Genomic DNA, 18,570 nt, shown 5'->3' on the forward strand with positions numbered 1-18,570 from the left:
TGAAAATTAACGATGAAAAAGCTGAATTAAGGAGCGTTAAGTAAGTTGGAAAACCACAAAGAAAAAATTCTTGTAGTAGATGACGAAGCGAGTATTCGCCGCATTCTAGAAACTCGTCTTTCGATGATTGGATATGACGTGGTCACGGCCGCGGATGGCGAAGAGGCACTGGAAACCTTTCGCAATGCCAATCCGGATCTCGTGGTTCTGGATGTGATGATGCCCAAACTGGATGGCTACGGGGTGTGTCAGGAGCTTCGCAAGGAATCCGATGTCCCTATCATTATGCTAACGGCTCTGGGGGATGTTGCCGATCGCATCACGGGTCTGGAGTTGGGGGCTGATGACTATGTGGTGAAGCCTTTCTCGCCAAAGGAACTGGAAGCTCGAATTCGATCGGTGCTACGGCGGGTAGAGAAGGTGGGAACCTCTGGGATTCCCAGTTCTGGAGTGATCCAGATCAACAACATTCGGATCGACACCAATAAACGCCAGGTTTATAAAGGCGATGAGCGAATTCGGCTCACTGGCATGGAATTTAGCCTGCTGGAGTTGCTGGTGGGGCGATCGGGTGAACCCTTCTCCCGGTCGGAAATTCTACAAGAGGTTTGGGGCTATACACCTGAGCGTCACGTAGACACACGGGTCGTCGATGTCCACATCTCTCGCCTGCGGGCCAAACTGGAAGATGATCCCAGCAATCCTGAACTAATTTTGACTGCAAGAGGCACAGGCTATTTGTTTCAACGGATTGTTCCGCCGGGTGAAGAAGGAAATAAGTAGGATTTCGATCGGTTTTCCGTTAATTCCCTACCCCACTGGGGAGAGTCCATCTGATAAAATTTGTGAGGTTTCTACAAACTATTGATCAATGGGATCGACTCAGGCACGGATCGCAATTGACGCGATGGGGGGGATCATGCCCCCGATGAAATAGTTGCTGGCGCAATCCGGGCGCAAGCGGAGTTGGGGGTGAAAGTCTTACTGGTAGGCGAACCCCAGAAAATTGAAGCTCTATTAAAGCCACACGGTTCTTCTCTTCAGATGGAGATCGTCCCGGCGGAGGGCTTGATTGAGATGCATGAAGAACCGTTAAGCTCTTTGCGTCGTAAGCCCAAGGCTTCCATTAACGTGGCAATGGATTTGGTGAAGCAAGGACGGGCTGATGCGGTCGTGTCTGCGGGGCATTCGGGTGCAGCGATGGCGGCAGCTTTACTGCGGTTGGGTCGTTTGCCAGGAATCGATCGTCCGGCTATCGGAACGGTTCTACCCACAATCATGGCAGGGAAATCCGTACTGATTTTAGATGTGGGGGCAAATGTGGATTGCCGACCCAAATTTTTAGAGCAGTTTGCCGTCATGGGGACGGTGTACTCTCGCTATGTCCTGGGAATTGACGATCCAAAAGTCGGTTTGCTTAATATTGGTGAGGAATCTTCCAAGGGCAATGAGTTAGCCCTGAAAACCTACGAACTGCTTGAACAAAACCGTAATCTGACGTTTGTTGGAAATGCCGAAGGGCGCGACGTGTTGACGGGGCAGTTCGATGTCGTGGTCTGCGATGGATTTGTTGGCAACGTCCTGCTGAAGTTTGCCGAAGCCATTGGTGAGGTACTGCTGCAAATTCTGCGGGAGGAATTGCCTCAGGGTTGGCGCGGTCGGCTTGGTTCGTTACTCCTTAAGCCCAACCTTAGAAGGATTAAGCAGCGCATCGATCACGCTGAACACGGGGGCGGTTTGCTACTTGGCGTGGATGGGATCTGTATCATCAGTCATGGTAGTTCCCAGGCTCCATCGATCTTCAATGCGGTACGCCTCGCTAAGGAAGCGGTGGATCATCAAGTACTAGACCGTATGCAATTTCAACCTCGAAAAACGAAAGCGACCGCCACAGACGGAGAATAATGCTGCATCAATCAGGAATTGGCGTTGCCATTACGGGGTGTGGTTCATCTGCCCCATTGGCCGCTCTGGATAATGATGGATTGAGTCGGATTGTGGATACTTCGGATGAGTGGATCAGCACTCGCACAGGGATTCAGCAACGACGGTTAGCGAAACCGAATGAATCACTGAAATCGATCGCATCTGAGGCCGCTCGTCATGCGCTGGATATGGCGGGTGTGGCAGCGACAGAGGTGGATCTGATCATTCTGGCTACCTCCACGCCAGATGATTTGTTTGGGACAGCAAGCCAAATCCAGGCAGAACTGGGGGCAGTCAAAGCCGCAGCTTTTGATTTGACAGCAGCTTGTTCGGGCTTTGTGTTTGGTATGGTCACGGCAGCTCAGTTTATTCAGGCGGGAACCTATCAGACTGTGCTGCTGATTGGGGGCGATGTGCTGTCTCGCTGGACGGATTGGAGCGATCGCCGTACTTGTGTCCTGTTTGGTGATGGGGCGGGGGCCGTAGTGATGCAGGCAAATCCCGATCGGAATGGGCTGCTGGGATTTGAATTGTGCAGTGATGGTCGCCAAAACGAGTGCCTGACGTTAGCGTTTCAACCCCAACCGAACGAGTTGATTGAGGATATTACCATCGGGCAGGGCACCTTCCAGCCGATCGCCATGAACGGTCAGGAGGTGTATCGCTTTGCTGTGAAGCGAGTGCCAGAAGTCATCGAAAAATCCCTTTATCGGGCTAATCTCAGTGTGGATCAAGTGGACTGGCTATTACTGCATCAGGCAAACCAGCGGATTCTGGATGCAGTGGCCCAGCGTTTAGGGATTCCCAGCCACAAGGTGATCAGCAACATGGCCCGGTACGGCAACACCTCGGCGGCTTCGATTCCGATCGCCCTGGATGAGGTGGTGCGCGAGGGTAAGGTAAAACCGGGAGATGTGATCGCAGCATCGGGTTTTGGAGCCGGACTCACCTGGGGCGCAACCATTTTTCGCTGGGGAAAGGCATAAGAAATGCAATGCTCTACTCATCCATGCCCTGCTTAACGACGATCGTCTGGGTTCACGAGGGAGGGCTACGTCCCGATATTTGCCCTCCCAATGTCATGGCATAAGGAAACACCGCCGTTCCCTTAACACCGTAAAATGTAAGTCTGGTTACAAACTGGTATAGACATTTTTCAATTGCTATGACTAAGACTGCATGGGTGTTTCCGGGGCAAGGCTCCCAATCGATGGGCATGGGGGCTGATTTGTATGAGCTACCCGCCGCAAAAGGGAAGTTTGCCCAGGCGGAACAGATTCTCGGCTGGTCAGTTCCAGAGATTTGCCGGAGTGAAGATGATAAGGTTTCCAATACTCTCTACACTCAGCCCTGTCTGTACACGATCGAAAGCATTCTGGTGGACTTGCTGCACGATCGCGGTCAGCAGCCCGACCTGGTAGCAGGGCACAGCCTGGGAGAATATGTTGCCCTCTATGCAGCCGGAGTATTGGAGTTTGAAGCGGGATTGCGTCTGGTGAAGCGGCGAGCCGAACTGATGGAACAGGCTTCTGAAGGGATTATGGCAGCCTTGCTGGGGTTCGATCGCGCTCAGTTGGAACAGCAAATTGCCGAAACGCCGGATGTGGTTCTGGCGAATGACAACAACGCGGGGCAGGTCGTGATTTCGGGAACCGTTGCAGCGGTGGAGTCCGTTATGGCCAACGTGAAGTCCAAGCGTGCCGTTAAGCTCAATGTAAGTGGAGCCTTTCACTCTCCCCTGATGGCAGAAGCGGCCGCAGAATTTCAGCAGGTTTTGAGCGCAGTAGAATTTCAGCCTGCCAGGATTCCCGTCTTGTCCAACGTTGAACCGACTCCAGCAACAGATGCCGATATCCTTAAGGCGCGACTGGCCCAACAGATGACGGGTTCAGTTCGCTGGCGAGAAATTACCCTGGCCCTGCCAGAAGCAGGAATCGATCGAGTGGTCGAAGTGGGGCCCGGTAAAGTTTTGACGGGAATTATGAAGCGGACTTGCTCTGATTTGCGATTGGAGAATGTAGGGGGATTGGCAGATTTAGGTGAGGAGTGAGGAGTCAGGAGTCAGGAGTCAGGAGTCAGGAGTCAGGAGTCAGGAGTCAGGAGTCAGGAGTCAGGAGTCAGGAGTCAGGAGTCAGGAGTCAGGAGTCAGGAGTCAGGAGTCAGGAGTCAGGAGTCAGGAGTCAGGAGTCAGGAGGTTAGTAAAAAGGGATGACGGTTCATCGCCACCCCTTAAAGCGGTTTAATTTGCTGACTGGGCGGGCAAGATGCCCACCCCACAAGAATTCTAGATTCGGGCAAGGTGCCCACCCCACAAGAATTCCAGATTATTTAGTTTGCATTCCTAAGGCAAGCGAATATTCTGCTCTTGCAAATACTGCTGAGTTTCAGTGGTCGGCGTATAGCGATAGCCAAACGTCGCAGTATCCGAGTCATCAATAATATGGGGAGTCACCAGGACGATCACCTCTCGCCGCTCATTTTCCCGGCGTGTACTCCGGAACAATGCACCCAGAATCGGAATATCACCCAGAATCGGAACTTTGGTGACATCCACTCGATCGCGGTCTTCGATGATGCCCGACAAAATTAGCGTTTGTCCATCCCGAATTCGGACTAACCCAGAGGATAATCGGCGTTCGGAAAGGAGCGTAATCTGGTTTGACTGTCCTGCCAACTGCACGGTGATATTTTCGACGGGTGCGGAAATTGAAGGCGCAACCGACATGGAGATGAAGCCGTTGTCATCAATGCGATTCACCTGAACCTGAAGAATTAAGCCAGCGGGTTCAGTTTCGGCTTCTAGCGTCACCGTAGAGGTTTGATCCGTTGTTGTAATCTGCTGACTGAAGTTCGTGACCACATCGCGGGTTAGCTGCACTTCAGCGGTTTGTCCCTCTTGCACCACTAGAGTTGGATCGGTCAAGATCTTAGCGTTGCCGCTGGTCACAGCTACTTGCAACTGAGCCAGGAAGCTCCGAATAAAGTCAAAGCCCTGTGGGGGAATTGGGGAAACCAGTGTTCCTCCCACAATTCCGTCTGCATCCCCTGTGATTTGGGCGGGTGTACTCACACTTTGGCGAGTCCCAAAGTTGATAATGCCAACCCCACCATCCTGAATCACCCGGGTATCATCAATACCAAAGGAGAAACTGGTGGAAACGCGATCGATACCCAGCAAATTGACATCAATCACGCGGACATTCACAGCGGTTTGCCGACGGCGGACATCTAACTGGGCTAATTGGGCGGCTGCCACCTCAATCTGCCTGGGATTACCAATCAGCGTCACCGAGTTGGTGCGTTCATCTCCAGTCACCTGCAATCCGCGCAAGAGGGGAGTAGAGTCCTGATAGTCTACCCGCTGCACTTCGATCCGTTGCTCAGTGGTGGTCTGAGTTTGGGTAATTGCAGATGCTTGCCCTTCAGCTGCCGCCGCAACCGGAACGGCACTAACACTGGTCACTAATCGCTCACGGCTGACGGAGGTTTCTGCTCCCAAGCCAACCAGGAAATTCAGGGCAGAGGGGACATCGGTTTGGTTGAGCCGGAGCGTCCGGGCAATCACCTGGCGAGCTGTGTTCGGTAAGCGTGGCCCCACAAAAATGGTTCGTCCGACCCGATTCACATCTAAACCCGCGATCCGCACCACATAGTTGAAGACGTTTTGGACTGGCTCATTTTCAATGTCCAATGAGATTCTGACATCAGGAACTTCTTCTGCCCCTGGCTGGGTGGGTGTGTCCTGCTGAGTGTCACCAATGTAGGCCACGTTTAGCCCGGCGGCCCGGCCAGGAGAGAGAGCACATCTCGGACAGGCGCATCCCGCAGCACCAACCGGGGTACCACTTCCGTTGTCCCTAAGTTAACCTCTGGCGGAGAGGTATCCAGGCTAGAGGTGGCAATATCGCCGATCGGTGGAGGAACCGGAGCGGGTAGGGTGGGTGGCACATAGCCCCGACTCGGCTGGAGAACCGGCACACCATCGATCGTGATACCGGGATCTGGAACCAGCACATCCGAAGGGGAAGGCGGGGGGAGCGATGGATCGGGGGCTTGCGCGGTTTGAGTCTCCGGTGCAGCAGGGGCAGGAGGTGGAGCGGCAGAAACCGGAGGGGCGATCGCAGTTTCTTCCGAAGAGAGGGGAGGTGCGGTTGCCACCCCACCCGTTGGGCTAACACTCAGCACAACGCCGTTGGCACGAGTCAAAATTTCACCGCTGGGCGGATCGCCATCCCCGGTGACAATGACCCGAACGCTATTGGCATCCAGTTGAGTGACGCTAACTGAAGCAATCCCAGAAGCAGGTGCATTTTGCAGGAAGCCATTCCCCTCCGGTAGTTGCAACTGAGTATTGATAATGTCAGCAACCAGCGCATTGCCACGATTAACCGTGAACACCTGCGGTCGATCGCCATTCCGCATTTCCAGGACGACATTGGTTCCTTCCTGGGTTTGATTCACCTGTACGTTTGTAATTCGGGCAGGAGATGCATGGGCAGGTTGGGCAATCATAACGATCGCGGCTGCTCCCCCAAGAATCCCACTGAGTCCAAGATCGCGTTTCACAGTTCACTCCTCCTTATCACACATCCTTGTCACACAAATGCTCACCGAAATCGATTGATCAAACTTTGGGCTTAATGATTGAATGAGCCAGGACTGGGACAATCATCAGGCTACCTATTGAGCGGTTTCTGCCTCCTCAGTCTCCTCTGTTGCGTCAGTTTGCTCGGTAGGTTGGGGAGCGGTTTGTTCAACGGGCACTAAAGCGGCCAGTTGAAACGCGGCATTGATTCTGGGTTCGGGTTGTCCAGCGGCCACCTGTCCATCCGGATTTAAAACCAGGCGTTGAGTCGTTGTATCCAACTGCGAGGTCAGATCACCCACCACCAACAGGGGCTGTAACCGTTCAATACTCCGAACGATCGAAACCACCTGGGGAAAAGTGCCTTCAATTTCCACGTCATATACCTGCCGTCGGAGCCGACCATCCACTGTACTGCCGTAGGAACCATCGGTAACAACCCCCGATTCACTACTGTTGAGATCAAACCGCACCAGATTCGCCCGCCGCGCCGGATCTTGAATCCCCGCGTTCGCTGACTGCACTCGCTCATTCACATCCAGCAACAGCGTGTCCAAACTCCGTTGAGTCGCAAATAGTCCCAAGACATCGGACTGTAGCTGTTCAGCCTCCGTCAACCGATTTTGGGCTTCTTGAATCTGACGCTGCGTTTCTTCCTGATCGATTAACTGCTGCCGCTTGGTGGCCACGTCGGTGCGTAGCTCTTGATTGCGCTGTAGGGAAGGTTGCACCACCGCCGACCAGAGCCAAATCGCGGCACCTAACCCCAGCAGAGCCAGCAAAATACCGCTAACGGTGGGGGTCAGGCTCAGTCCAAATAGCTTTGGATAGCTCGGCTCTTCAAATTCGTTGGGATCTCCCGTTGGGATAAAGTCTCCACCAGCCGTCATGGTTGAATTACTCCTCTGTCACGAAGGGCTTGAATTCGAGTGGCGAACCCAACCGATAGGGTTCGCTCTAGATCTTGCAGCAGGGCTGAAGCAGGAAGATTGGTGAGATCGCCTTCAATGGTGTACTCCACGACTCTGGGCAGTTCAACTTCGATCTCTCGATCGGTTTGATCTCCAGAGATTTCAACCTCTGTGGGGTTATTCACCAGACGCGAACCCACCATCCGCACTGTGCCAGCGTTGAGAAAGGGCGATCGTTGTAAGGTCAATACAAAGTCATTGACATCATTAAACGACTGAGCGTAGCCAATAATCCGAACCCCCGATTGGGGCGGTGGAGCTTCAGGGGTTGTTGCTGTTCCATCGTCCGCAGTCGCAGGAGCGGCTGTGGGTTGAGCCTCGGTCTCTACCTGTTCAATCTGCCGAATCTGGACATTACTGGGCACTCTCCCCCGCACATCCTGCAAAACGGCAGACCAGGGTTTGATCCGATCGAACACCGTTGCCAGGGCCCGATTTTCTTGATCAATCTGGCTGATTTGAGTGTTGATGTCGTTGATGACGCTCAGTTGAGCATTTAAGGCCGTGAGCTGATTATCCAGTTCGGCTTGCTCCTGGGCAAGTTGTTGATTTTGGTTTTGCAGAAACAGCCAGAACCCTCCCACCAGGGCAGGCAAAGCAATCATGGTTGCCAAACCCAGGTAAAGCGGCAGGGGGCTAGACCTGACGGTACGAACCCGACTTAAGCCTGCCTCCGTAGGGCGATCCTGACGATCGTTGAGAAAATTGACATCTAGACTGTACATGGGTCGTTCTCCCTACCAAGCCTCCCGTAAACCTAACCCCAACACCACACCTAAACCCGCTCGCTGAATCGGTGGAATCTCTTGCTCCACCTCTAACGATAGGGCTGCGATCGGATCAACCTGACTGGCAGGTAGACTTAATCGCTGCGAGAAAAATTCATCGAGTTGTCCAATTGCGCCACCGGGGCCAGCCAGCAATAATTGCGCGACCTCCGTGTTCTCACCCTGATTGTGGTAAAAGTCAATCGAACGACGCAGTTCATCGGCAAGTTCGCCCAAAATCCGCAGCATGGCAGCCGTTCCAGGGTTCGTGCCACCTGGTCTGGGAGCCGCTGTACTCATACTGTCAATCGGGGTAACGGGAACCGTCATCCCCTGGAGCAGTTCTGTATTGCGGGTAGGAGGCAAGTTCATGGCTCGGCTGAGGGCACTTTGCACCTGATAGGTTCCGATGGGAACCGTCCGCGAGAACTGGGGCACCCCATCTACGACAATGGAAATTTCAGTACTTTCAAACTGAATATCAACGATCGCCGCTGCCTCCTGGGGAGTAAATTGGCGGAGTTGCTGCCGAATCGTTCGAATGAGGGAAAAACTGCTGATTTCTAAAACATCTACAACCAGCCCTGCCTGCCGGAACGTTTCCAGGTAAGAATCGGTAACTTCCTTTCGCGTTGCTACAAGCAAGACCTGAACTTTCTCAATCCCGTCTTCATCGACAAAGAACCCTAACTTCTGGTAATCCACATCGGCCTCTTCACGGGGAAAAGGAAGATACAGACCTGCTTCCTGGTTCAAAACCATTTCCCGCAGTTCTCGATCGTCCAATTCAGCCGGAACAGGAATAATCCGGGTCACGGTATCTCGACTTCCGGGGATAGCTGTGGCAGCGTGTTTCACCTTGAGCTTTGCTTCAGCCAGTACGGACTGAATGATCTCTGCCATTCCCGCAGAGTCTAAAATTTGCCCCTCTTCAAAGATGCCATCAGGAACCTCAGCAGAAGCCAGGCTGGTCAGTTGAAAACCCTGACCTTTTTTCTTGAGACGAGAAACGTTGACACGATCGGGAGCCAGTTCTACACCGATCCCTTTTGTCTTTCTTGAGAATAGATTCTTGAGACCACTAGTCACAGTTTTTGCCCATCAATTCGGGGGTAAGGAAGATTAAGACAACGCGAGAAGAATCTTGATGCTGCTGCCTTTTGGAAAAGGAGTACCAAGCTTCCTGCTAATACAATAGCTAATCCAAATTAATTGGGATCATTATTGCTTAATCTAATTAATTTAATTGCGTCCTTCCCCTCCTTCCCAATCTAGTCACAAACCTTAAAGTAGAGCAACGCTGATTTAAATTCTCAACGACTCAAATTTCCTAGTCCGTAGAAGACTTGCTCAACAACCTGAGCGAGTTCAAAACTCAGCTTGATCAGAATACCTGCTTAACATTCTAATCAAATCTATTGAAGTTGTATCAGCAAGATTACGTATAACCCTGAGTTAACAGTACGACTGTAGAAATTCTAGACTAAAACAGAGCCATCCGAGCAGCCGATCGCTCCTGGATTGCCGATCGCTCCTAGGGCAGTAGATGGTTTTTCCGCTACAAGTAGGGTGATTTTAGCTGCCAAGCCTCTAAATCTGGAGTGCCATCAAGCATACGAACATTTGTCCCAATCTAAGGGAGAGCGCAGTTTTTCCTGATTTGCTGAGTTTTCAGATGAGTTCAAAAATAGTACAAGTGATGGGAAATCAAAATCTTCGTGAACAAAGAAAAATCGTTCATGGGGCGATCGACGGCTGGATTTTTCTCTATTGAGTTCCCATATCCACTACCCATTCTGAAGCAAGGAATTTCATCGATCGCTGATCCTAATAGAAATAGTTTGTCACTCGTTGCTGATATGGAAAGTGCATCCCTTGGACTCAGCCCTGATTGGATAGCCAGAGTCCAGATGAGTGTATCCCACTTTGGCATTTGTGCAATGGATAGTTTACTGGCAGGCAAGACTTCGAACCTCGGCGTGAGCCCTTCGGCGTGAGCTCAGGTCGAAAGCTCGGTCGAACGCTTGAGCCCTTCGGACCTCGGCGTGAGCTCAGTCGAACGCTCAGTCGAGCCGTCGAAACACTGCCTGCGCTACGGTTGCCAACGCAATTCTAAGGAATGCGGATTAAATAAAATCGAAAATTTAATCTCCGGAAGGGGCGCACTGCTGTGCGCCCGTACAGAAAAAATCGGAGTTATTTAATTTGTGTCCCTAAGGGAACTTATTCGATCGGGGCTGTTTTCTCAAAAAAATCCAAAAAAAAGGACGCTTTTACAAACGTCCCCCTCCCTATTCCCTATTCCCTATTCCCTATTCCCTATTCCCTATTCCCTATTCCCTATTCCCTATTCCCTATTCCCTATTCCCTATTCCCTATTCCCTATTCCCTATTCCCTATTCCCTATTCCCTATTCCCTATTCCCTATTCCCTATTCCCGACTCCCCTGCGACCCAGATACTGAAGTCGGAACCGGACTCACTGGCGGAGTTACTTTGGTGTAATCCACCGCAGGACAAAGATCGAACAGGAGACACCGATCGCAGGCAGGATTGCGGGCGGTACAGACCGCGCGACCATGATAGATCAGTCGAATTGACCAGTTTTCCCAATCGGGTTGCGGTAGAAGGCGCATCAAATCTCGCTCAATCCGAATGGGATCTGTGTATTGCGTCAGCCCCAATCGTTGGCTTAATCGTTTGACGTGGGTATCTACCGTTACGCCAGCGTTCACCCCATAGGCATGGGCCAACACCACATTGGCCGTTTTGCGGGCAACTCCTGGCAGTTGCAGCAGTTCTTCCATGCGCTGTGGGACTTGCCCCTGGTATTGGGAGTCCAGGATGCGGCAGCTAGCCTGAATGTTTTTTGCTTTATTGCGATAAAAGCCCGTCGATCGAACCAATTGTTCAATCTCATCCAAATCTGCCCTGGCCATGGCAGCCGCATCTGGAAAGCGGCGAAACAGTTCTGGCGTGACCAGATTCACCCGCTCATCAGTGCATTGGGCAGACAAAATTGTGGCAACCAGAAGTTGGACTGGCGTTTCGTAGTTCAGGGTGCAGGTGGCATCTGGATACAACCGCTTGAGGCGCACCAGAATTTCCAGGGCCGCTGTTTTTTGGGAGCAACTTTACGACGGGGAGACACAGGGTATGGGTTGATATTTGCTGGAACAGGTTACTGGAGCGGTTTACTGGAACAGGTTTTGAAACACTTCCAGTTGAGTGGTGTCGCGGACGATCAGGAAGATGCCCAGACCCAGTAGCAGCATCAGCCCCGTCTGCATCACGTTTTCCTGAATCCGATTGGGCAACGGTTTGCCCCGTAAGGCTTCTATCAACAGGAAGGCTAATTGTCCACCATCCAGGGCCGGGAGCGGCAGGATATTGATGATCGCCAGGTTAATGCTGATCAAAGCAGCGAAGTCAAACAGCCGCGTGGCATCCGATGCGGCAAAACTGGCTCCTTGCTCCACAATTTTGACCGGGCCGCCCACCTGACTGGCGACGGAGGAAAAGTTTGTCACCAGGGAGATAAACCCCTGGGCGACTGCCAGGAAGGCATTTTGGAAGACTCTGGCCGCCTCCGATAGCACTTCTACCACACCACTGGGCGGACGATAGCCTGTAACCCGGCGGTTGGGCAAGAGTTGTACCCCAATCCGCGCAATGCCATCTTCCTCAGAGCGGGGAGTCACGGTGAGATCCAACTGCTGCTCTCCACGTTGCACCGTCAGGTCGATCGGTTGATCGGCGTGTTCCTGAATCTGCTGCATCAACAAGATCCGCGCCTCATTCCCATCTCCCAGGGACTGATCATTCACCGCCAGAATTACATCTTCTGCCCGCAGTCCAGCCTGGGCCGCGGGAGCTTCCACAGAAATAACATCTGCAACGAGAACCCCAGATTGATCGCTGAATTGAGGAATCCCAACGGCAACAAACTGTGTTGCAAATACAAAATAGGCAAAGATTAAGTTCGCAATGACCCCTGCACTGATGACGATCGCCCGATCGAGAATCGGACGATTGCGTAACAAATCAGGATCATTCGGGGGAATGTCACTATCAGGATCATCATCAGGAAATCCCACAAACCCGCCCAGGGGAATGGCCCGAACCGCATATTCCGTTCTGCGGCCCTGATATTTCCATAGGATGGGCCCAAACCCCAGGGAGAACCGATTCACATGAATTCCCTGAAGGCGAGCAGCCAGGAAGTGTCCCAGCTCATGAACCACAATTAAAAGTGCAAGCACTCCGATCGCCGCTAAAACTGACATAACCCCCAACCAGTCCAAACTGTTGTGTACATATCTTTACTATTCTAGATGCCCTGACCAATTCACCGTCCTGCGGGTAGGAATTTATTCTCGAAATAAGGTGCCAATTTCTGCATCGGTAAGGTGATAGAGCTGGCAAACTAACCGATCGATCGCCTGATCGATTGTTTGATTAGTTATCTGAGCATCAGTCATCTGAGCATCAGTTATTTGATCAGTGGTTTGATGAGTCGCCGGATGAGTCGCTGGATGGATGGTTTGATCGATCGTTGGATGGCTCGTCAAAGGGATCGGCTGATCAGGGATTTGCCCCATTGCCTGATCAACGGACTGATTGATTGCAGCATTGGGAAACTGCCTTTGGGATTCCAGTTCTAACTGTTGGTCAACCCAGGCAATGATTTGTTCGTAGGCTCCTCGTTCCGATGGATTATTTAGATTGGGGATGCAGATCGGTAACTGCCGTAGTTGGGGTGGGCCAACCCGAAAGTAGCCCCCCTGAAGCCGATTTCCGGCAAACCAGTGATTGAAGTAAACGCTCAGAAGTTGGCTATTCAGTAATCCCAACAGATATCGTAAGTCGATCGCCGCTGCCAAAATCACCGATGTGGACTTGCCTGCCAGGATGATCCCTTCCTGATCCAGGGCACACTCCAGCCGTCGTGTCATGCCTGCAATGATCACCTTGGGTTGGGTGGCTTGCTGGTAGCGTTTGGGAGGTAGTCGGGCGAGATCCTCGGATAAAATCACTGGATGCAGGTAGGTTTGACCCAGATAGCGCAACCGTTTTTTTCCCCATTGCACGCCATACCGATCGATCGTCCCACTATTCACCAGGCGCAAATCCGCTGGGCTTGGTGCTGGATGATCGCAGATCAGGGGCTGAATGCGATAGGCCTCCTCCACCGTTGCCGCGCCAGTGACCTGAGCGATCGTGCTTAGGGCGGGAAAGGTTTGTTGCAGGCGAAGCAGCAGGTTGGATTGGTAAGATGTGGGGGTCAATAACCAGGGAGCCTCTGGTGGTGCAGTATGGAGGGACAGCGATCGAACCGCCTTGACCTGGTGTAAATCCTGCATGATTTCACAGCGAACGGTCTGATCGGGAGTGGGTAAAGTTTTTTGGGCGACATAAACCAGGGGGTACACTGAAGCCGCAAACACGGGAACCTGGGAATAGTCCCGCAGGAGCAGGAGTTGGTTTTCCTGGCTCAAAATTTGTCGGGCTGGGCGGGCATAGCGGGCGGAGGCCAGCTTATTGGGCACGATCAGACTGGTGATGCCTCCGGGACGACAAAGTGCGATCGCCTTTTCAATGAAGAGGCAAAATAAGTCCCAGTTGCCCTGTGCCGTGCGGTAATGCTGTCCACAATAGGCTCGCCATTCTGCCAGATGGAGCGTCATGGTTTCAGAATCAATGTAGGGCGGATTGCCCAACACCAGGTCAAACCCACCCTTTGAAATGATGGCTGGAAAAGCTTTCTCCCAGTCCAGGGGGCAAAGATCTGCGAGCTGGGATTCTACCTCTGAGCCAATCAGTGCATTTCCCTGCTGAATGTTGTGCCCCAAACAGGGCAACGATCGCGGCATTGAGTCGGGCAAATCCTCCATTAGAGTCAACCAGAGGCAGAGTTGCGTCACTACCACCGCCTGTGGATCAAGATCTACCCCGAACAGATGGGTCAGTAAAATTCGTTCTCGTTCTGCCTGGGTCAATCGCCACTGACCATCGCTATCTCTCTGTAGTGCTGGTTGGTCAGACAGAGGATTTTGATCTTGCAGGTATTGCTGTAAATACCAGTCCAGCAAATATTGATAGGCGGCTACTAAAAACGCACCACTACCGCAGGCGGGATCAAGCAATCGCAGGCAAGGTGGCGGATCGGTTGGAGATAGTGTACCTGGGAGCAGTCGGGGCAGGGTGGATTGGAGGATAGATTGAACGATCGCAGGAGGTGTATAGTAAATCCCGGCTGATTTTTTGCGGCTTGCAGCGACAGGACGTTGTGCAGATGAATCGATCGATCGTCCTAGCATCTGTTCATAGACCTGTCCCAATATCGTGCAGGCGATCGGGTTGGCCAATTCAAGCTGATTCAAATCAGCTACTACACCCCGCAGCACCGGATCGTCTAACTCGAACTGAGTGAGCCGGGGGAAGGGGTTGGCCAGCCCCAGCCTGGTATGCAGCACCGTGAGCGATCGCAGGAATTTGGCATAGATTCGATCGCCCTGTAAGGACTGAAGGGGAGGAGCAACCCCACCCCGCTGTTCCCACAAATACAGCCAGAGCAGAGCCAGAATGAGTTGACAGGTGGCGCGATCGGCTTCAGTCGGAGAGAATTGCTGGCGCAGAAGATGGGTTGCGATCGTTGCCTGCCACGATTCAATCTTCCAGGGGATGGATGCACTCTGGGCGGTCATGGCGCGGATTGTTCACGGTGGAGCTAACAGGATAGCGAACCATCGCATCGTCCGCATAGGGCCGGAGCAGGGTAGGCAAATCTTGATGGGTTTCAACCGTGGGATCGAGCCAGAGATCATATCCATCTGGACTGAGAATCACCGGCATCCGATCGTGGACTGGCGTGAGGACATCATTCGCAGTGGTCGTGAGGATGGTACAGGACTCAATCACATCCCCGTTGCCATTTTCCCAGTGTTCCCAGAGTCCGCCAAAGGCAAAGGGTTCGTGATGGTTCAGATGAAAGTAATAGGGCTGTTTTCCCTCTGGCGATCGCTGCCATTCATAAAAACCATCTGCCAGAATCAGGCACCGTCGCCGCTTGAACGCTGCCCGAAAGGACGGTTTTTCCGCTACGGTTTCTGCCCTGGCATTAATCATCCGCGCGCCAATGCCTGGATCCTTTGCCCAGGAAGGCACCAGCCCCCAGGTGAGATAGGTGAACTCCCGCTCCGGTTGCTGTGTTCCAGGAGGCGTTGAACTACGAATCACTGCGATCGGCTGGGTCGGTGCAATGTTGTAGCGAGGCGGGATGGTGGGAACCTCCTCCAGGTCAAACATTCTGGCAATGGTTTCACCAGATTGGGTAAGGGTAAATCGTCCGCACATGCGCCTGCTCCTGCATAAAGGTACACCAGATTAACTAAAATTCTTGTGGGATAAGCATCTTCGCCCAGCCAACCCGCAGATCCCCTGTGCAGCTCTCCTGTATAAACCTGTATCAATAATTTAACTGCCAGGGGGGATTGTGCGATGCACAGGCTGCGCGAACGAACGCAGGTGAATGCGAATTCATTTTCGATCTTTCGATCTACTGAAGTTAGATCGACCCCGTTTACAGAGCTTAATAAAATTATTCCGCTGTGCGGAATACCTAAAGGGAGACTTTTGAGGGTTGAGATTTATACTCCTTTGGGGTAGAAAAGTGAGCCGCACAAAACGCTAGAATTCCTGTAGTATAGTGATAATTTCTGGTAAGTATTTGTGATCACGGATTCCTTGAGAATCGCTCAGGCGACCCACTTTGCCAGTCTAGGATTTCTTTCGATCGCCCCTTCTTAGCTGAGTGCAGTGCACTGGGATTTCAGCATTCTCCCGGTTTTGATCACGTTTGATTGACTGTCCAATTGCCCCTACTGCCCTACTGATTGTTGTTTTGGCTCCATCCTACTACCCGTGCTGTTTGCATTAAATGATAGATCCGCGTGTTCCTATTGCAGCCAAAGTCCAAATGAATACGGAAACCTATCTCAACCATCCGACATTTGGACTACTATTTAGAATCTGTCTGGTTGAAGAAAACCGAGAACTGTTTGCCACGCTGTATGCTCAACGGCTGTTTTTTATCGTGACAACAGGAACCAAAGGGGTTCAGTTTGAGCCAATTAGCCGGGGTGAGGCCCGCATCATGGTTGAGAGCCGCTTACGGGAGCTGCGTCGCTCTGGGCAACAGCAATTGTATGATGATCTCCAGGCGACCCATAAGCGTACCTTTCAATGACCCGTTTCTTTTCTGCGGAAACGATTACCCAACGGCTGGAGCAGGTTTACCAAACGCTGCCCGATTCCGTGCGGTTAATTGCTGTCACCAAGCAAGTTCCAGTTGAGTTAATGCGAGTCGCCTATGAATTCGGCATTCGTGATTTTGGCGAAAGTCGAATTCAGGAAGCGGCGCAGAAGCAGATGCAATTGCAAGACTTGCCCGATATTACCTGGCATTTGATTGGGCATTTGCAAAGTAACAAGGCAGCCAAGGCGATCGAATTATTCCAGTGGATTCATTCGGTGGATAGCCTGAAGCTGGCGCAACGGCTCGATCAATTGGCAGAAAATCAGTCCGTCAATTTGCGAACCTGCCTTCAGGTGAAGGTTCTGCCTGATCCCAATAAGTACGGCTGGTCAGTTTCGGAATTATTAACCGATTTACCGTTGCTGGATCAATGCAAACACCTGGGAATTTCTGGTCTGATGACGATTCTTCCCTATGGGCTGGATACGTCTGAATCGCTGAATGCCTTCACGCAAACCCGTGCCCTGGCGAATCAGATTCAGCAGCAAAACTGGCCGCATCTCCAGATGGAGCAGCTTTCCATGGGCATGTCGGAGGATTATCCCCTGGCGATCGAGGCTGGATCAACGATGATTCGCTTGGGGCGAACCCTATTTGGCGAACGGTAAGGGATCTGCGCCCTACGAAACAGTTGCTACGGTGGGCCGCAACTCCAGAATTTTTTCAATCACCTGAGCTACCACACGATCGGGGGTAGAGGCTCCAGAGGTTACACCCACTACGATTTTTCCTTCTGGTAGCCAATTCTCCTGAATTTCTAAGCCTTGATGCAACGGCTTATGTTCGATGCAGTTGCCCATGATGCGCTCGGCACTGTCGATGTGGTAGGACGGAATGCTGCGATCGATGGCAATTTCCTGAAGGTGGGTGGTGTTAGATGAGTTAAAGCCACCAATCACAACCATGAGATCCAGCGGTTCATCCACCAGGGTCAGCATGGCATCCTGTCGTTCCTGAGTGGCATCACAAATCGTGTTAAAGCTGAGGAAATGATCGTTCAGCTTGTTGGGGCCATACTTTTTCATCATCGTATGCTCAAACAGCTTCCCGATCTGCTCGGTTTCTCCCTTGAGCATGGTGGTTTGATTGGCAATGCCGACGCGCTCCAGGTCTCGATCGGGGTCAAATCCGGCGGAACAGGCGCGGCTAAACTTAGCCATGAACTCATGGCGATCGCCCCCATGCAGGATGTAATCACAAACGTACTGCGCCTCTGCCATATTTAGCACGATCAAATAGGTGGCAGCGAAGGAGCTAGTGGCGATCGTTTCTTCGTGGTTGTATTTGCCGTGAATGATGGAGGTGTGCTGGGTTTTCTTGTGCTTTTCTACCGTATTCCACACTTTAGATACCCAGGGGCAGGTGGTATCGACGATCGTGCAGCCCTTATCGTTGAGGAGCTGCATTTCTTGAACGCTGGCTCCAAAGGCCGGCAGAATCACCACATCTCCCTGCTCAATGCTAGAAAAATCCTTGCTTCCCTGCTCCACCGGAATGAAGCTGACATTCATCTCCCGCAATCGCTGATTGACAGACGGGTTATGAATAATTTCATTGGTAATCCAGATGCGCTCTGTGGGAAAGTGCTGCCGCGTTTCGTAGGCCATGGCCACCGCCCTTTCTACCCCCCAACAAAAGCCAAAGGCCTCTGCTAAACGAATGGTGACATCCCCGCGCTGGAGGGTGTAGTTGTTTTCCCGAATTTGCTGGATTAAATGACTCTGGTACTCCGTCTGCATTTGTCCAGAGACTTCAGCATCATGACCAAACCCCTTGCGGTGGTAATTGGCGGAACTGTTGAGCGATCGCTTAAACGCTTTGGTATCCATGCGGGGAATTGCTTCAGTTACATATTGTGTCACACCTGTACTCAGCCTATCAAATTGAGGTCAAAGGCTGAAGTCTGTCAGCATCAATTCTCATCATAGGAATTCAGCGATCCCCAGTGATGATCCGTAGCGATGGCAGCATACCATGCCACAAATTCACCCTAATATCGAGCAAG

Annotated in this window: 15 protein-coding genes and 1 pseudogene; 6 read left to right on the forward strand and 10 right to left on the reverse strand. The window is 52.1% G+C overall.

Features of this window, described 5'->3' with window-relative positions:
- The first annotated feature begins 45 nt into the window (after positions 1-45).
- From rpaB to fabD, 4 genes and pseudogenes are all read left to right on the forward strand, one after another.
- On the forward strand, positions 46-783 hold the full coding sequence (rpaB, locus tag ACM1PF_RS05120) for a response regulator transcription factor RpaB (protein WP_416672799.1): 738 nt from the start codon (positions 46-48) through the stop codon (positions 781-783).
- Positions 784-871: 88 nt separating this feature from the next.
- A pseudogene (gene plsX, locus ACM1PF_RS05125) lies at positions 872-1,905 on the forward strand (phosphate acyltransferase PlsX).
- Positions 1,906-1,907: 2 nt separating this feature from the next.
- Positions 1,908-2,912, forward strand: coding sequence for a beta-ketoacyl-ACP synthase 3 (locus ACM1PF_RS05130; protein ID WP_416676570.1), 1,005 nt, complete (start codon positions 1,908-1,910; stop codon positions 2,910-2,912).
- Positions 2,913-3,091: 179 nt separating this feature from the next.
- On the forward strand, positions 3,092-3,976 hold the full coding sequence (gene fabD, locus ACM1PF_RS05135) for an ACP S-malonyltransferase (protein ID WP_416672801.1): 885 nt from the start codon (positions 3,092-3,094) through the stop codon (positions 3,974-3,976).
- Between the two features lie 291 nt (positions 3,977-4,267).
- Here the strand turns inward: fabD and ACM1PF_RS05140 are convergent, their stop codons facing one another.
- The 9 genes from ACM1PF_RS05140 to ACM1PF_RS05180 form a co-directional block, all read right to left on the reverse strand.
- A complete protein-coding gene (locus tag ACM1PF_RS05140; protein WP_416672804.1) occupies positions 4,268-5,695 on the reverse strand; it encodes a type II secretion system protein GspD in 1,428 nt (475 codons plus the stop codon).
- Positions 5,696-5,697: 2 nt separating this feature from the next.
- Entirely contained in the window at positions 5,698-6,492 is a 795-nt protein-coding gene (locus ACM1PF_RS05145; RefSeq protein WP_416672806.1) for an AMIN domain-containing protein, read from the reverse strand.
- A gap of 114 nt (positions 6,493-6,606) precedes the next feature.
- Positions 6,607-7,401, reverse strand: a complete 795-nt coding sequence (locus ACM1PF_RS05150) for a pilus assembly protein PilO (RefSeq protein WP_416672808.1) — start codon at positions 7,399-7,401, stop codon at positions 6,607-6,609.
- Positions 7,398-8,207, reverse strand: a complete 810-nt coding sequence (locus ACM1PF_RS05155) for a PilN domain-containing protein (RefSeq protein WP_416672811.1) — start codon at positions 8,205-8,207, stop codon at positions 7,398-7,400. Before ACM1PF_RS05155 ends, ACM1PF_RS05150 begins: the two co-directional genes overlap by 4 nt.
- 12 nt (positions 8,208-8,219) lie before the next feature.
- Complete coding sequence (gene pilM / locus ACM1PF_RS05160; RefSeq protein ID WP_416672813.1) at positions 8,220-9,338, reverse strand: type IV pilus assembly protein PilM; 1,119 nt, start codon at positions 9,336-9,338, stop codon at positions 8,220-8,222.
- A 1,342-nt stretch (positions 9,339-10,680) separates the two neighbouring features.
- A complete protein-coding gene (gene nth, locus ACM1PF_RS05165) occupies positions 10,681-11,346 on the reverse strand; it encodes an endonuclease III (RefSeq protein ID WP_416672817.1) in 666 nt (221 codons plus the stop codon).
- A 96-nt stretch (positions 11,347-11,442) separates the two neighbouring features.
- Positions 11,443-12,534, reverse strand: coding sequence for an RIP metalloprotease RseP (gene rseP, locus ACM1PF_RS05170; protein WP_416672819.1), 1,092 nt, complete (start codon positions 12,532-12,534; stop codon positions 11,443-11,445).
- An 84-nt stretch (positions 12,535-12,618) separates the two neighbouring features.
- Positions 12,619-14,955, reverse strand: a complete 2,337-nt coding sequence (locus tag ACM1PF_RS05175; RefSeq protein WP_416672822.1) for an HsdM family class I SAM-dependent methyltransferase — start codon at positions 14,953-14,955, stop codon at positions 12,619-12,621.
- Positions 14,918-15,604 (reverse strand): SOS response-associated peptidase, encoded by a 687-nt coding sequence (locus ACM1PF_RS05180; RefSeq protein ID WP_416672825.1) that lies wholly within the window; start codon positions 15,602-15,604, stop codon positions 14,918-14,920. The genes ACM1PF_RS05175 and ACM1PF_RS05180 overlap by 38 nt, the downstream gene beginning before the upstream one ends.
- Positions 15,605-16,226: 622 nt before the next feature.
- Between ACM1PF_RS05180 and pipX the strand changes: the two genes are divergently transcribed.
- Together pipX and ACM1PF_RS05190 are read left to right on the forward strand one after the other, a co-directional pair.
- On the forward strand, positions 16,227-16,496 hold the full coding sequence (pipX, locus tag ACM1PF_RS05185) for a transcriptional coactivator PipX (RefSeq protein ID WP_416672828.1): 270 nt from the start codon (positions 16,227-16,229) through the stop codon (positions 16,494-16,496).
- On the forward strand, positions 16,493-17,173 hold the full coding sequence (locus ACM1PF_RS05190) for a YggS family pyridoxal phosphate-dependent enzyme (RefSeq protein ID WP_416672829.1): 681 nt from the start codon (positions 16,493-16,495) through the stop codon (positions 17,171-17,173). Before pipX ends, ACM1PF_RS05190 begins: the two co-directional genes overlap by 4 nt.
- 12 nt (positions 17,174-17,185) lie before the next feature.
- On the opposite strand, the gene ACM1PF_RS05195 is transcribed toward ACM1PF_RS05190, so the two are convergent.
- Entirely contained in the window at positions 17,186-18,394 is a 1,209-nt protein-coding gene (locus ACM1PF_RS05195; RefSeq protein ID WP_416676571.1) for a 4-hydroxy-3-methylbut-2-enyl diphosphate reductase, read from the reverse strand.
- Positions 18,395-18,570: the final 176 nt, after the last annotated feature.

Source organism: Egbenema bharatensis FJBBOT/2019 (assembly GCF_048077055.1).
GTDB lineage: Bacteria > Cyanobacteriota > Cyanobacteriia > Elainellales > Elainellaceae > Egbenema > Egbenema bharatensis.

Excerpts from the sequence above, each read along its gene's own strand:
- ACM1PF_RS05190 (WP_416672829.1), top strand. The coding sequence starts at position 16,493 with ATGACCCGTTTCTTTTCTGCGGAAACGATTACCCAACGGCTGGAGCAG.
- ACM1PF_RS05175 (WP_416672822.1), bottom strand. The coding sequence starts at position 14,955 with ATGACCGCCCAGAGTGCATCCATCCCCTGGAAGATTGAATCGTGGCAG.
- rseP (WP_416672819.1), bottom strand. The coding sequence starts at position 12,534 with ATGTCAGTTTTAGCGGCGATCGGAGTGCTTGCACTTTTAATTGTGGTT.
- pipX (WP_416672828.1), top strand. The coding sequence starts at position 16,227 with ATGAATACGGAAACCTATCTCAACCATCCGACATTTGGACTACTATTT.
- ACM1PF_RS05155 (WP_416672811.1), bottom strand. The coding sequence starts at position 8,207 with ATGTACAGTCTAGATGTCAATTTTCTCAACGATCGTCAGGATCGCCCT.
- fabD (WP_416672801.1), top strand. The coding sequence starts at position 3,092 with ATGACTAAGACTGCATGGGTGTTTCCGGGGCAAGGCTCCCAATCGATG.
- ACM1PF_RS05195 (WP_416676571.1), bottom strand. The coding sequence starts at position 18,394 with ATGGATACCAAAGCGTTTAAGCGATCGCTCAACAGTTCCGCCAATTAC.
- ACM1PF_RS05150 (WP_416672808.1), bottom strand. The coding sequence starts at position 7,401 with ATGACGGCTGGTGGAGACTTTATCCCAACGGGAGATCCCAACGAATTT.
- ACM1PF_RS05180 (WP_416672825.1), bottom strand. The coding sequence starts at position 15,604 with ATGTGCGGACGATTTACCCTTACCCAATCTGGTGAAACCATTGCCAGA.